Genomic DNA, 14,964 nt, shown 5'->3' with positions numbered 1-14,964 from the left:
GTGCTTTATTAAAAATAACTTGGTCTACGAAGACTACTGTTCGGTATTAAATTACAATAGATACATTCTGCCTCAACAATTTTCTCTTCAATAATACAGCTTACGCACTCAAACGGAACCCTGAGTATTCTAATGAAATCCTCTCTATTAACTTGACAAGGGTCAAGAAAAAATACTGGTATATCATTTTGGGTAATCAGTAATCGGGTTGTATCAGCACTTGATGCCTCGAAGAAACCAAAAACCTCTTCTTCCGGATCTGTACTGGTGAAATTACCAGGTACTGCTGCAGGTGCCACATCGAAAATAGAACCTTGTCGAGTGGTTATGGTCTGTAGTCTCTCCCAATATTGGTGAGACTCTTTATTTAAACCGAATTGAATGATGTTAAAGTAGTGCTTCTTATCAAAACTGAAATCTAATTGGCGAGCGGCAACTTCCCGATTCGATAACTGAACATTGCGCACCTCAGTACCGTCCACTAGGAATATATCCTGTGCACTCAATTCATTAGTGACATAGCATTGTAAGGGAGAATATCTTGGAAAATTTTGAAGTGGCAAAAGCATTCCCGTTACCGTATATACCTCCTCCATTTTCCATCGCAAGTAAAACTCTTCCGGCAAGGTTTCAAACGTACTATTGGCGATAATTCTTATCACTTCTCTACTAACTTGCACACCAGCGGGGGTTATTTCCTCTGCAATATCAAGCTCATAGTCAAGTTCGTCGTTTGCAATAGCCGGCATCATTTCTTGTAAAGAAGATGTGTACGTTTTACCATCCAGCTCCACTTCTAAGCGATAAACACCACCAACTTCTCCCACCACAAGATTGCGACCTAAGTCGTATACGCCAGGCGACGATTCTACATACTGTTCGCGATTTCCATTTTCGTCAATCACTACAACAGTAGCACCACTTACATTCAATGGCGCTAGCCCTTCTTCCTGTGTTCTAGTAATGTTCACGCTATTGCCATCTCCTCCGTTAGTAATTCTTCCGAAAATCACCAATTGGCCACCGGTACGCTCATTTTTCAAGTCAATTACCTCAGCACAACTGAAGGTTATAAAGACAAGTAAGAGCAATAGTACTATTCGCTTCATAACTGATTAAAACTTAAAATTGTATGTGATGTTTGGGAAAGCTGCACCTAGTACAGTAAGTCGGTGAGCGCGCGGTATCAAGCTCAGATCATCTGGTCTTTTAAAGAACACCGAAAAAGCATTCTTCCGAGATAGAATATTATAAATACCAATGGTTAAAGTACCGCTATAGTTTCTGCCCTCAAGTTTTTTTCTTGTCTCAGCTTTCAGAATATCTCGGCCGAAAGTAAAACTCAAATCAAGTCTGAAATAATCCGGAATTCGGAATTCATTTCTTTCCGAGAAATGTGGAACCACCGTACTGCCTATTCTATAATTAGTAACTATACCGTTTATTGGTCTGCCTGTGCTATAAACTATATTCCAGTTAAATGAGCTTTGTCCTCTTAGCTGCACTGTAGACACCCAAGAGAAATTATGTGTTCTATCGAAATTGGCTGGGTACCAATCCCCATTGTTGATCGTATCATCTATACCTTCTCCGTCAATCTGAATTTCTGTTCTTGAGAGCGTATAGGACAACCACCCCGTCATTGGTCCTCGTGTTTTCTTCACAAATAATTCTAATCCATACGCTCGGCCCTTACCCGACAATAAATCTGTCTCTAGGTGATTATTTAAGAGCAAATCAACAAAATCTTTATAGTCTAAAAGATTGTCTATATCTCTGATGTAGGCTTCAATACTGGTTTCCCAGAGGTTGTCTTTGAAATTTTTGAAATACCCAATAGAGGCATTATTTGAAATTAGTGGTTTGATGTAGCCATTACTCAATTGTAAGATATCGGTTGGCGTAGCGGCCGTACTATTTGAAAGTGTATGAATATACTGTCGTGTACGGTTTAGACTGGCCTTAATAGAACTTTCATCATCCACTTTAAAGCGAAGGCCAATTCTTGGTTCAAACCCTGAATATCGGGCAATCACATCGCCTTCGCCGTATGAGATAGTATCAGTAATGTTTTCAAGCAAAATATCGGCACCATCGGCATATTGAAACACATCATAAGGACCTCTATTCTCAAACATGGAGTACCTGAGTCCAACTGATAGGGCTAAATCCTTTGTAATAGTTACTTCATCGTTTACAAAGAAACCATATTCATTGCCCTGCTCCTTAAATACTCTTTCGGCTTGAATTCCAGAATCAGGACCAATAGGCCTAGCTGTTTCATCAAGGCCGTCGTAACGAACGAAATCAAAACCGAAGTTGATATTATGCTTATTACTTGGGTTATAAAAGAAAGTCTGGTTGGCCTGATAGTAGTCCATGCCATTAGCAACTTCCGCAGCATCTATTCCAGAAGGATCAAATAACTTACTCTGATAAGTTCCTTTTACTAAGCGTGTAGACGATATCAGATTATCAGTAAGACTACTCTGCCAATTAAAGTTGAGAATATCGGTATCCCATTCGAAGCCAAAATCTTGCGCAAAACGGAAGAAATCTCCACTTCTATAATAACTGGCAGTCACTTTATTTTTTCTACCAAAGCGATGGCTCAATTTTAAATTGACATCATGAAATCTTGCCGCACTGTTTTGTACATCGAAGTTTCTTGCTTGGCCGAGCACCCAATCGGAATAGGAAGACCGCCCTGCAACAAGGAACCTTGTTTTTCCTTCATTAATTGGTCCTTCAACCACTAATCTACTGGCAACAAGCCCTAGCCCACCCCTTACTTTTACCTTTTCGCTATTGCCCTCTTTCATGGTTACATCTAAAACCGATGAAATTCTTCCGCCAAATTGCGCCGGCATATTTCCTTTATATAATGAAAAGGTTTCAGTAGCATCCGGATTGAAAGTGGAGAAAAAACCGAGCACGTGAGAGGCATTAAAAAGAATGGCACCATCCTGAAGAATAAGGTTTTGATCGGTACGACCGCCCCTTACATTGAATCCACTTGCTCCTTCGCCAACACTAGAAACGCCTGGCAATGATTCCAAACTTTTCACAACATCTACTTCACCCATAAAGGCGGGTAAACTTTCAATTTCTCTAATATTTAATCGGTTAACTCCTGCACTAATTCTTTGCACATTTTGATCTTCCGCCTCCCCTTCGATTAAAACTTCGTCCAAATCTACGGCAGCATCAATCATTTGTACATCTAGGCGACCGCTACCAATAATTTGCACCTTATAAGTGAGTGTTGTTTTACCTACAAATTGGAAAACGAATTCATAAGATCCGGGCGAAATTCCGAATTCGTAGTTACCGTTTTCGTCGCAGACTCCGCCGATATTTGTCCCCTTTACGGCTACAGTAGCACCAAAAAGGCCTTCTCCGTCTTCTTTCCCCGTTATTTTACCCTGAACTCTGGCTCTTCCTGTAGAAGTTTTTGATGGGTCGCCGATGACAACCTCTTTATTTTTTTGAGCATACGAGCATATAGATAGGGAGGTAAGTATCAATACGATCAAACATTTTATTCCCTTTTGCATGTGGTGTTTATTGTTAGGTAATCAACATTAAAAGTGCATTTATCTGAATGTAGTCTTTAATGCATAGAAAATTAGTTAATTACTCTATGCAAACGATTTCATAAACTATAAACGGTCGCTCTTTTGTCTTGATTGTGGCATTTAAACGATATGTATTACATAAAGGGACATAGAAGCCAATGATAATACCACTTTTGAACTGACGTTTATTACTTTTGAAAATCAAACGTATAGGTGTTGAGCAAGAAATTATTTCTCATTTACGGCATTGCAATGTTCGCTACTTTATGGAACACAGAAGTTCCTAAGCGGGCCTTTAGGCTCTATGATAAAGGGGACATTGCAAAAACAGTAGAAGCGCTGGATAAGTCTTTGGAAAAAGATACGCTAAATCCCGGTGCATATATGCTATATGCTAAGGTTTACATTGATACAGCTTTTGCCGGTTTTAATGTAGATACGGCATATGCTTATACGAATAAGGCCATTCAACAACTGCCGCTCGTAACGGATGAAAAAGACATTTCTTCACTAGGGAGTCTGTCCGTCGATTCTGTGAATTTGGAACTTCTGAAGGACAAAATCGACAGCCTGAAGTTCTTAGACATACAGGCATTGCATACTATCGACGATTACAATGCCTTTGTAGCCAAATTCGACGATGCGAAAGAAAGGCCAGAAGCTATTCGCTTGCGAAATACCATCGCCTTTAAAAATGCAGCCAATACCAATACTTGGGAAGCCTATGAACAATTTATAACGGGCTACCCTATTGCTGAAGAGTTTACCGAGGCCAGAAACAGATATTTAAGACTTCTTTATGAAGAACGTACGGCCGATGGGTCTTACCAAAGCTTGGTTTCTTATTTAGAAGACTTTCCTAACTCACCTTATCGAGCAGCCGTAGAAAGTGGCATTTTTCCTTTTGCTACAACTTCTAATACACTAGATGCCCTAACTGATTTTCTAAGGAAATATCCGAATAGAGCTTATTCCAAAAATCTATCCGATCGGGCTTACCACATTTATAAGGAAAAATATCCTGACAGCTATTTCTTAAATGACTTTGACTTTGGCCTTAATACTGATTCCCTAAAAAACGCAATAAGTTCAGAAAGTGGCGTTTGGCTTCCAAAACTAGAAGAAGGCACCATCTCCTTTATGGATGACGGCGGACAAACGAAGCTGAAAACAAACTTTAAAACGATAAGCGAAGATTGCCTTTGCGCACCACAAACCGTCGATTTTGTTTATGGATCGAATGGCGAACAAAGCCAAGTTTGGGGAAGAAATGGGGCTTTGATTTATGAGGGCACATTCGACCACGTATCTGACCTTGGGTATGGCCTTTTGAACATTCATAGTGCTGATGGTGAACGACTGATCCATAAATCTGGCGAAGTAGTCATTGAGACGCCGAAGGAAGATATCTCTGTTTTAGACAATCGGTTTATTAGAACCCGAACCAAAGGCTTGTACGGGTTAGAAAGCTATGCTGGCATTCCATATCTAGGTAATGAGTATGTCCAAATAGATACTTTCGGCAATTATATCTGGCTAGAAAAAGAGAACGGAATTGCACTTGCAAACCCTGATGACATTGCCGCGATTTTAGACGGAAAACCGTTCAGTTTCCAACCTCAATTCGACGAAATCGAAGCTTTGCCAAATGGTCAGTATTGGGTAACGAGAAATGAAGAAGAAAGTATCTTGAATAGCGATTTAAGTACTTTCATTCCTTTTGCAAAGCACGAAATTTATGACCGTGCTTACGGATGGCGGATTCAATCTTCACAAGGTGTTTCCATAATTCACAAGCGTTACGCAGGCTTAGATAAAGACACTTTCTATGATCGTGTCCAAGAAAACGACAAATGGTTGGCCTTAGAAAAAGACAGCTCTTGGTTGCTGCTAGATCAGCTCGGAGAAATCGCACCTTCAAAAGGTTATGATTCGCTTGCTTTTTGGGGTGAAAACATGGTGATGCTTTTCAGAAATGATTCGTCGTGGGCTCAGTTTAAAACAGGCAAACGCATACTTATGAAGCGCGCGTGGACTCCCAAACTGTTGATTCCACAGGAATATATTTCAACAGGAGAGAAAGCCACCACTGACTTTTTTATGCTTTCTAGCGCGAAAGATTTCCGTAAGATTTACAACAATACAGGCCGAGAAATTCTATCGTCCACCTACAAAGATGTGACAGCCTTAGGCCCCAATATGATCCGCCTGCAAAAACGTAATGCTGCTTTAGCCGATAGTACGGGTAAGTACCTGCTAAATTTTATTTATGATGGCATAGGGTCGAGTAACAAAGGCTACGTTAGCATATTAGACAAAGGAAAAGTTGGTGTAATCAATCCTGAAAAAGGAATTAAAATTGCTCCATTCTACGACAAATTGATAGAGCCTTATGCCGACACAGTATTGGTTGCTTCTGATGGTAAATTCAAAGGCTTCATAAATAAAGACAATAAAGAACTCACCACTTTCGAGTTTGATGAGGTAAAGTATTTATCAGACACAATTGCCCTCACAAGGATAGAAAATGAGTGGCTGATCTATCACATTGGATTAGATGAAGCGCTTATGGAGGGAATTACAAACTACAGAGAACTCGACATCAATGTGGATGATAAATTACTCTTGATTAAAACGGCATCTGGGGAAGGCATTTATAGTTTAAGCAAAGGGGAATTAGTAGAGCCTACCTATACCGAAATAAAAGTATTGGGGACTTTAGAAAACCCTATATATTTTGCCATGAAGCTTGTAGCAGAAGCTAATTTTTATGTTGTTCTCTATTTTGACAAAAACGGTAACAAACTTTTTACACAGAGCTTTCGGCAAGACGAATATTTTAGAATAGCTTGCCCATCAAAATGATACTGTCATGAAGAAGTCCATCTTATTGATTTGCCTTTTTACGCTTACAATAGCTTTAAAGGCACAAAACGATAACCCAAAATTAGTTGTTGGCATTATGGTCGACCAGATGAAACAAGAATATATCTGGCGTTTTCAAAGCGATTTCGGTGAAAATGGATTCAAGAGATTAATGCGCGATGGTTTTGCGGCTAAAAACGGGCATTACAATTATGCTTCTACCAGTACAGGCCCTGGACATGCTTCAGTATACACCGGGACTACACCTTCAGTGCATGGTATAGTAAGCAATACTTGGTATAGCCGATTACTCAATAGACCTGTTTATTGTGCGGAAGATACTGCCGTTGTAGCGGTAGGGGGTTCAGCCAGAAACGGGAAAATATCTCCAATGAATTTATACAGTTCTACCATTACTGATGAGTTGAAGATTTCTACCATGCAGCAGGGAAAAGTTATTGCCATGTCGATAAAAGACAGAGGTTCTGCTCTTCCTGGTGGCCATTATTCAGATGGTTCTTACTGGTATGATTCTAGAACGGGTACTTTCATGACATCCTCTTATTATATGGATGAATTGCCAGATTGGATGGTCAAATTTAATAGTCAAAAACTAGCTAACCATTACCTGAACCAAACTTGGAACACCATTAAACCCATAGCGGAGTATACTGAAAGCGGTATTGATAACTCTCCGTATGAGGGAGGTTTTAGAGGAAAAGACACCCCCACTTTCCCATACGACTTAAAAGAACTTAGAAAAACGAATGGCAATTTCAGTCTACTTTCCAGTACACCATTCGGAAATACTATACTGAATGATTTAGCATTAGCGGCCATCGATGCAGAAAGCTTAGGTGCCGATGCTATCACAGATTTTCTAGCCGTAAGCTTTTCTAGCACTGATTATATCGGTCATAATTTTGGCCCACAATCGAAAGAAGTACAAGACACTTACATAAGATTGGATAAAGAAATAGAAAGACTTTTAAATGCATTAGATAGCAAAGTAGGTAAAGGCAATTATGTGGTATTCCTTTCGGCGGACCACGCCGTAGCTGAGAACTCTAAACGCATGAAAGACGATAAATTTAGAGTAGATAACCTAAATGGAAGTGAATATTCAAAATATTTGAATACGGCCGTTAATGAGAAGTACGGAGAGGCAGAATGGTTTGAAGGCCCAATGGGTTATGACTTGTTCTTAGATCATGATGTTGTGGCAGAAAAGAATGTTGATCTCTATGAATTACAAATGTTTGTGGCGCGCAAAGCCATGCAGTTTGAGGGCATTCATTTGGCGCTTACAAGTACTGATATGGCGCGTAATAGTTACACCGAAAAGACTCGTTCTTTAATGCAAGAATCGTTTCACCCAAAAGAATCCGGCGACATTAAAACCATTCTCGATCCAGCTTGGCAAAGAGGAAGAGACAAAGGAACAGGGCATGGTAATGCATGGACTTTAGATACGCATGTACCAATAATCTTCTATGGATGGGGCGTGAAACAAGGTACTTCCGTTCGGGAAATGCACATCACTGATATAGCAGCTACAGTAAGCATGCTGTTGCAAATCCGCTTGCCAAATGGTTCCAAAGGGCAACCAATAATTGAAGCCATCCGCTAGTTGCTAGCTGAAATTTCACTAATTGATTATAAGGTTATTGTTCATCAATTAAACCTCCAAACAATCCGTTTGTCCAACTGGCACTTAATGCCCCATTCCATGAAAAGAATATTTTTACTCATGGTGATTGCAGTTTTTGCCAATCACCTAAATGCTCAAAACACAACATACTTTACCGGAACATCCTCCATAGATGGTTTATCTTCCGATTGGTCTAATGAACTCATTTCAGTAGATGAGAAAACGAAGTTCAGTACAGCCATAAGAAACGACACAGAAAACCTCTATATACTTTTCCAAACAGCCGATCGATTGGCGATTAATAAGCTGCTACAAGCAGGTATGGAAATCAGCTTTAAAGCTAAAACCAAACCAAAAGTAAATGCCAAACTAGAATTCCCTTTAGAAACTGTTAGAGCGCAAGGTGCTGCTAGAGGACAGGGCCAAGGTCAAGGACAGCGCAATACCGATGAGGATATTGACAGAGAAAAGCTTTTAAAAGAGCGCATGGAGAGACAATTGAAGACAAAAAATCAAGCAAAACTCAAAGGGTTTAGTGCTAGCAACGGCCATTTATTACTGTCAGATTTAGATGGTGTAGAAATGGCACTTGGCATGGATGATACTTCCGAAACGCCAACTTTTGGCTATGAATTAAAAATCTCCTTAAAAACACTTTATGGTTTAGACCCGAACTGGGACAAAGTTTACAATACTGATTTGAATATCAATATTACTGTTAACGGACTTGAAAGACCTCAAGGTGCTGGCGGAGGAACTGCCGTGAGAGGCGGTGGTGGTAGAGGTGGTGCCGGAGGCGGTCGCGGTGGAGGAGGCCGTGGCGGAGCTGGCGGTAGAAGACCAAATGCTAATCAAGCCCAATCTAATAGCGGCGTTGATATGTTTAGCGATCAAACCATCAAGCTAAATTATACTTTGAGTAAGGAGAATTAGAAAGATCAATGCATAAAAAAAGCCTCGCATATGCGAGGCTTTTTTTGTGGAGAATACCGGAGTCGAACCGGTGACCTCTACACTGCCAGTGTAGCGCTCTAGCCAGCTGAGCTAATCCCCCATTACTTTATCTACCCTGAAGCTTCTTTCAGAGGGCAGGCAAATATAGGATTGCCGTTTATTAAATCAAAGGATTCGTCGACCGCTCAAAAAGCGTTTCAAATAATATGGAGAATAGAGGTTACTTTCGATTACACCCAATGAGGTAGAAGCATGAATAAAGCGCACCTGATTTTTACCTGAAACGGAAGTAACAATTCCGGCATGGGTTACTTTTCTTTTCTTATCACCAGTCGCAAAAAACACAAGATCTCCTACCGCCAATTGCTTCAATCGAACTTTATCACCTCTTTTCGATTGGTCGGCGGTAACGCGGGGCATGTCTATGCCAATACTTCTGTAGGAATGGTAAATCAAAGCGGAACAGTCCAAACCAACTCGGGTTGTGCCGCCCCATTTATAAGGCGTTCCTGTATAGGATTTTGCCGTTTGAATGACTCTATTAATATTGTTGCTTCGTGAAGTATTTCCTGCGCAGCCCACAAAAAGCAAGGTGCATAACACTAATAGACCAATACTTCGTTTTTGAACTGTAGACAACGTATTTCTCTTTGGTTTATCAAAAATAAGACAATTGATGAAATCACTGTTAATCGAGCGAAGCTATCAACAAATCTTTATCTTGCTATCCGAATGAAAAAACCTATTATCCTGCTGTTACTTCTCTTAGGCATAAATACCTCTACGCTTGCTCAGCGGAAATGGAAGGACAGTTATTATACTACTTTAACAGACGAAAATTTCAGGGATTTTAAGTTATTTCAGAAGTCTATCAACCTAAAAAAGATCGATTACAAAGTTTTAAACGCAGCAGTATTCTTTGTTACTAATGAAGCGCGATTAGAGCGCGGTCTGAAGGAGTTAGAGTTTCAACCTAACCTAGAAATAATGGCATATAACCATTCTATCAGTATGGCAAAGAAGGACTTCTTCGATCACTATAATAAAAAAGATAAAAAAAGGCGCGATCCGCAAAAAAGAGCCGGATTAGCAGGCGTAAAAAACCCAGCAATAGCCGAAAACATATCAGCTGTTGGTGGAAGAACATTTGGCACTTATTTAGACCTTGCCGATCACTTAGTGCAAGGTTGGTTAGATTCACCGCCACACCGCAAAACGTTATATTCAGAAACTGCCGTTCAACTCGGCTGTGGTACTTACTATTACGATGGTATTTGGCAAAAAAATAAAGCGGTTTACCGACAAGGCAATGGCTTCTGGCTAGCCACACAAAATTTTCAACTTTATAAACAGGTCGTTACCAAAAAAGCAAAAGATAAGGGCCCGTCTAACTAAATTCGATGATGAACAAAAAATTCCTTTATACACTCCTCGCACTTGTTCTGATGACCGCATCAGTATCAGCACAGCGCTTATCCAAAGAGACCCAATCCGATATCACCAAAACAGTAGCCGCTTTTATTAAAAGCACTATAAATAATGATTACGAAGGGGTATTGAAACATACGTACCCGAAGTTATTTACAATGGCGAGTAAGGAAGATATGTTGGCCTCTTTACAGGGTATGGAGGCCATGGGACTCCACATGCTGGTTGACGAAATGGGAATCAAACGCATTGAAGCACTGCATGAAACAGAAAAAGATCAGTATGCCTTGGTAAATTATACTACTAAAATGCGCATCGGCCTTTCTGGTCAATTAGCTGAACCAAATGCTATGGCATCGATGGAAGAATCCTTTAAAAATACTTATGGCAAGGATAACGTTAGTTTTGACGAGGAGAATAAGCAGTTCAACGTTTCTGGAGAAAAATTTATGGTGCTGATAAAAGAAGAAGCCTATGGTCCGGAGTGGTACATTATGGAATGGAACGATGAAATTCCAGAAGTAATTTCTGCGTTATTGAGTAAAGAGGTAATTGAAAAAGCTACCAAAAGAATAAAACCATAAGCCGTAAACAATATGGCACTTGGTACGTCTTTTGTGTACAGATAGAAAAATTTAGCAATGAAAAGAATCATATTAACGCTGGTAATCGCACTCACAACAGTCGGGCTTAACGGACAATCACTCAGTGGATCAGATGATAAAGCGATAGAAAAAAGAACGGAGAGCTTTCTCGAACAAATTAAAGCTAGGAAGTATTCTAACGTAGCCAATTACATATACCCGCCACTTTTTGAGCATACTGATAAAAAAGGAATGTTTCAAATTTTCAATATGCTCGAGCAAGCTGGCATTAAGCTTAATTTCAATGAATTAAACATTACTGAAAAGAAGCTCTTGCCATCGGATGACGACGTAAAATACGTTTTCATTAAATACGCAATGGACATGACCTTGCCGCTAGATACTGATGATTTAAAAGGGATTGCAGCGTTGTTAGTCCCTGCAATTGAAAGCAGTTTCGGTAAAGAAAACGTTGATTATAACCGATCTGAAAGCTTCGTAAATGTAAAGGGCGAAAAATTCTTATTGGCCATTGAAGACCCAAAGTATTCTGAATGGATGTTTATCATCTATGACGACAGCTTCAAAAGTGCTATCCAAAAAACGATTCCTGCCAAAGTAAATCAAGCGGCAGCAAGCAACACAAAATAATATAGGAAGGCCTCGCCCGACGTTTCGGATGCGAGGCCTTTCCTTTTGCCAAACTCAACTCATTGAATAAATAAGTAGAGAATTATCTTACTGCGGCGAGCCCTTTTAGACTCTTTGCCAAGAACCTTGCCCGTGCCTCTACGCTATCTTGCACCACATCTATTTTAATATTTTCGAATAAGGAGATCATCTTAGGGTCATGCGCTATACCTTGCCCCTGCTTGAAGTCGAAATGATAGAACTTTGTCCATAGCACCGCTTTTACGTGCGTAGCGTCTTTATCCAACATGGCCATTTCGGCTTTTACATAGCGTTCTGTAAAATCGATAAGTGACGTTTCAATACGTACTTCCTCCATTACATTGGCGGGCTTTAAATAGGCAATCTCATTGTGTCCGACGAGCCATGAACGCTGTTCTTTTTGAGCCATCGCGAATACGTTGACATCATATTCATGAATCAAATGATCTTCTCGAACATTGATCATGTAATCCAAATATTTCGCATTGTTAAGATGACCGTAAGGGTCACAATCCTGAAACCTGATGGTTCTTAAGCCGAATGGCCTTTTGGTTATTTCCTTCATAGTACAAAATTTTACAGACCAGTCGGTCTAATTGTCTTCAAATTTTTTTATGCTTCCAATATCACCTTGATAAACTTCTTCTGCATTTCCAGATAGTTTAAGTCTCTGTGTGCCTTACTTAAGACATAGCCACCTTCGAACATAGCATAGAGTTCATTGGCTTTTTCTTGTGCGTTGGTCACCCCTCTTCTTTCGAGGTAACCTGAAAGGCTACTTTGCCAGCCTTTAAACACCCGATCGCAGGTCTTTCGGATCTTCTCGTCAATTACACCAGAAGCCAAGGCAACCGCTGCAATAGGGCATGCATCCTCAAAATCGGAGTTTCTGAGCTCATTAACCATTACATCAACCATAGCACTTAAGCCTTCCTCAGCTTCTTTTCCGCGAAGGGCCTCTCCGTACTTCTGCATCATGGCTTCTCCGCCATAAAGAATAGCCGCCTGAATCAATTCATCCTTTCCTTGTGGGAAGTGATGATAGAGACTTCCTTTCGGAACTTCTATTGATTTAAGAATCTCATTTATCCCCGTACCGAAATATCCTTTCTTACGAATAAGCTTAGAAGTAGTCGATACAAGTTTCTCTCGGGTATTCACACTTCAAATATATACAAATAGACTGAATGGTCTAGCGTAATAACGAAAAAAGCCTCAATAAATATTGAGGCTTTTTAATCTATATGAATGAGAGGTTCTTATTTAACCTCCTCGTACTCTACGTCTGACACGTCATCCGCACCACCTTCTGTTGCTGTAGGATCTTCACCTGCAGCTCCAGCATCTGAGCCTGGTTGACCAGCAGCTCCACCTTCAGCAGCTTGCTGTGCAGCATACATCTCTTGTGATGCAGCTTCCCAAGCTTTATTTAAGGCTTCCATGGCCGTGTCGATAGAATCAACGTCTTGGCTACCGTGCGCTGTCTTTAAGTTAGCTAAAGCTTCTTCGATTGGCTTCTTGTTCTCATCAGACAGTTTGTCACCGTAATCTTTCAACTGCTTTTCAGTTTGGAAGATCAGTGAATCAGCACCGTTCAGTTTGTCGATTTTCTCTTTCTCCTTCTTATCCGCTTCAGCATTTGCTTCAGCTTCCTGCTTCATTTTATCAATTTCCGCATCAGTTAAACCAGAAGAGGCTTCAATTCTAATATTCTGCTCTTTTCCTGTGCCTTTATCTTTAGCAGATACTTTCATGATTCCGTTAGCATCAATATCGAAGGTTACTTCAATTTGAGGTACGCCTCTTTGTGCTGGTGGAATATCACTTAAATGGAAACGACCGATAGTTCTGTTATCCTTTGCCATAGGACGCTCGCCTTGTAATACATGAATTTCTACAGATGGCTGGTTATCAGCAGCGGTTGAGAATACTTCAGATTTCTTAGCAGGAATTGTAGTGTTAGACTCAATAAGCTTCGTAAAAACACCACCCATTGTTTCAATACCAAGAGAAAGCGGCGTTACATCTAGTAACAATACATCTTTCACTTCACCGGTTAAAACACCACCTTGGATAGCAGCGCCAATTGCTACAACCTCATCTGGATTTACTCCTTTAGACGGCTTCTTACCAAAGAATTTCTCAACTTCTTCCTGAATAATCGGGATTCTTGTAGAACCACCAACCAAGATTACTTCATCAATGTCAGAAGTGCTGTATCCAGCATCGTTCATGGCCTTTTTCACAGGCTCCATTGATCTTTTCACCAAGTTATCGGCCAATGATTCAAACTTAGCTCTTGAAAGAGTTCTAACTAAGTGCTTTGGCACACCGTCAACAGGCATGATATAAGGCAAGTTAATTTCTGTAGAAGCAGAAGACGATAATTCAATCTTTGCTTTTTCTGCAGCTTCTTTCAAACGCTGAAGTGCCATTGGGTCTTTTGTTAAATCAATGCCTTCATCAGCTTTGAATTCACCTGCTAACCAGTCAATTATCACTTGGTCGAAGTCATCACCACCTAGGTGAACATCACCATTAGTAGATTTTACTTCAAAAACGCCGTCTCCTAATTCAAGTATTGAGATATCGAACGTACCTCCACCTAAATCATATACCGCAATCTTCTGATCAGTATCTTTTTTATCTAAGCCATATGCTAAAGCAGCAGCAGTTGGCTCGTTAATAATTCTTTTTACTTCAAGGCCAGCAATTTGTCCTGCCTCTTTAGTCGCTTGTCTTTCAGCATCGTTAAAGTAAGCTGGAACTGTTACAACAGCTTCCGTTACTTCCGTACCCAAATAATCCTCAGCCGTAGACTTCATTTTCTGAAGAACCATTGCTGATAATTCCTGAGGCGTATAATTTCTGTCACCGATTTTAACCCTTACGGTGTCGTTATTACCTTTTTCTACTTCGTAGGCAATACCTCTTAACTCTTCAGAAACGTTGCTGTGCTTTTTGCCCATAAAACGTTTCACTGAGCTGATAGTGTTTTGCGGGTTGGTTATGGCCTGTCTTTTAGCAGGGTCACCAACTTTTCTTTCACCGTTACCGTTGTCCAAAAACGCCACAATTGATGGTGTCGTTCTTTTTCCTTCACTGTTAGGAATTACAACTGGCTCGTTACCTTCCATTACCGCTACACACGAGTTGGTAGTACCTAAGTCAATTCCAATAATTTTTCCCATGATCTATAAATAAATATCTTTCAAAATTCTTTTCAACATCC

The 14,964-nt window shown here is 40.2% G+C and carries 12 protein-coding genes and 1 tRNA gene; 6 read left to right on the top strand and 7 right to left on the bottom strand.

The window, feature by feature from the left end:
* Positions 1-8: 8 nt before the first annotated feature.
* Together JXQ92_RS12570 and JXQ92_RS12565 are read right to left on the bottom strand one after the other, a co-directional pair.
* Positions 9-1,109, bottom strand: coding sequence for a DUF4249 family protein (locus JXQ92_RS12570; RefSeq protein ID WP_421986969.1), 1,101 nt, complete (start codon positions 1,107-1,109; stop codon positions 9-11).
* 6 nt (positions 1,110-1,115) lie between these two features.
* Positions 1,116-3,557, bottom strand: coding sequence for a TonB-dependent receptor (locus JXQ92_RS12565; RefSeq protein ID WP_421986968.1), 2,442 nt, complete (start codon positions 3,555-3,557; stop codon positions 1,116-1,118).
* A gap of 237 nt (positions 3,558-3,794) precedes the next feature.
* Between JXQ92_RS12565 and JXQ92_RS12560 the strand changes: the two genes are divergently transcribed.
* From JXQ92_RS12560 to JXQ92_RS12550, 3 genes are all read left to right on the top strand, one after another.
* Positions 3,795-6,443, top strand: a complete 2,649-nt coding sequence (locus tag JXQ92_RS12560; protein WP_421986967.1) for a WG repeat-containing protein — start codon at positions 3,795-3,797, stop codon at positions 6,441-6,443.
* Between the two features lie 7 nt (positions 6,444-6,450).
* Complete coding sequence (gene pafA, locus JXQ92_RS12555) at positions 6,451-8,073, top strand: alkaline phosphatase PafA (protein ID WP_421986966.1); 1,623 nt, start codon at positions 6,451-6,453, stop codon at positions 8,071-8,073.
* Between the two features lie 99 nt (positions 8,074-8,172).
* Positions 8,173-9,027 carry a hypothetical protein gene (locus JXQ92_RS12550; protein WP_421986965.1) on the top strand — a complete coding sequence of 285 codons (855 nt, stop codon included), beginning with the start codon at positions 8,173-8,175 and terminating at the stop codon, positions 9,025-9,027.
* A 47-nt stretch (positions 9,028-9,074) separates the two neighbouring features.
* Here JXQ92_RS12550 and JXQ92_RS12545 read toward each other — a convergent pair.
* Positions 9,075-9,148 (bottom strand) — tRNA-Ala (locus tag JXQ92_RS12545).
* A 65-nt stretch (positions 9,149-9,213) separates the two neighbouring features.
* Complete coding sequence (locus JXQ92_RS12540) at positions 9,214-9,687, bottom strand: C40 family peptidase (RefSeq protein WP_421986964.1); 474 nt, start codon at positions 9,685-9,687, stop codon at positions 9,214-9,216.
* A 93-nt stretch (positions 9,688-9,780) separates the two neighbouring features.
* Between JXQ92_RS12540 and JXQ92_RS12535 the strand changes: the two genes are divergently transcribed.
* The 3 genes from JXQ92_RS12535 to JXQ92_RS12525 are packed head-to-tail and all read left to right on the top strand — an operon-like array spanning position 9,781 to position 11,711.
* A complete protein-coding gene (locus tag JXQ92_RS12535) occupies positions 9,781-10,443 on the top strand; it encodes a CAP domain-containing protein (protein ID WP_421986963.1) in 663 nt (220 codons plus the stop codon).
* Positions 10,444-10,448: 5 nt separating this feature from the next.
* Positions 10,449-11,060 (top strand): hypothetical protein, encoded by a 612-nt coding sequence (locus JXQ92_RS12530; RefSeq protein ID WP_421986962.1) that lies wholly within the window; start codon positions 10,449-10,451, stop codon positions 11,058-11,060.
* Between the two features lie 57 nt (positions 11,061-11,117).
* On the top strand, positions 11,118-11,711 hold the full coding sequence (locus tag JXQ92_RS12525) for a hypothetical protein (RefSeq protein ID WP_421986961.1): 594 nt from the start codon (positions 11,118-11,120) through the stop codon (positions 11,709-11,711).
* Between the two features lie 82 nt (positions 11,712-11,793).
* On the opposite strand, the gene JXQ92_RS12520 is transcribed toward JXQ92_RS12525, so the two are convergent.
* The 3 genes from JXQ92_RS12520 to dnaK all read right to left on the bottom strand — a co-directional run bounded on the left by JXQ92_RS12520 (position 11,794) and on the right by dnaK (position 14,923).
* Positions 11,794-12,297, bottom strand: a complete 504-nt coding sequence (locus JXQ92_RS12520) for an acyl-CoA thioesterase (protein WP_421986960.1) — start codon at positions 12,295-12,297, stop codon at positions 11,794-11,796.
* A 47-nt stretch (positions 12,298-12,344) separates the two neighbouring features.
* The gene (locus JXQ92_RS12515; RefSeq protein WP_421986959.1) at positions 12,345-12,893 is read right to left on the bottom strand and encodes a TetR/AcrR family transcriptional regulator; all 549 of its coding nucleotides are present in this window, start codon (positions 12,891-12,893) and stop codon (positions 12,345-12,347) included.
* A gap of 98 nt (positions 12,894-12,991) precedes the next feature.
* Positions 12,992-14,923, bottom strand: a complete 1,932-nt coding sequence (gene dnaK / locus JXQ92_RS12510) for a molecular chaperone DnaK (protein WP_421986958.1) — start codon at positions 14,921-14,923, stop codon at positions 12,992-12,994.
* Positions 14,924-14,964 lie beyond the last annotated feature (41 nt).

The organism is Roseivirga sp., assembly GCF_049099775.1.
Classification (GTDB): Bacteria; Bacteroidota; Bacteroidia; order Cytophagales; family Cyclobacteriaceae; genus Roseivirga.
This window is presented reverse-complemented; position numbering and strand designations above follow the sequence as displayed.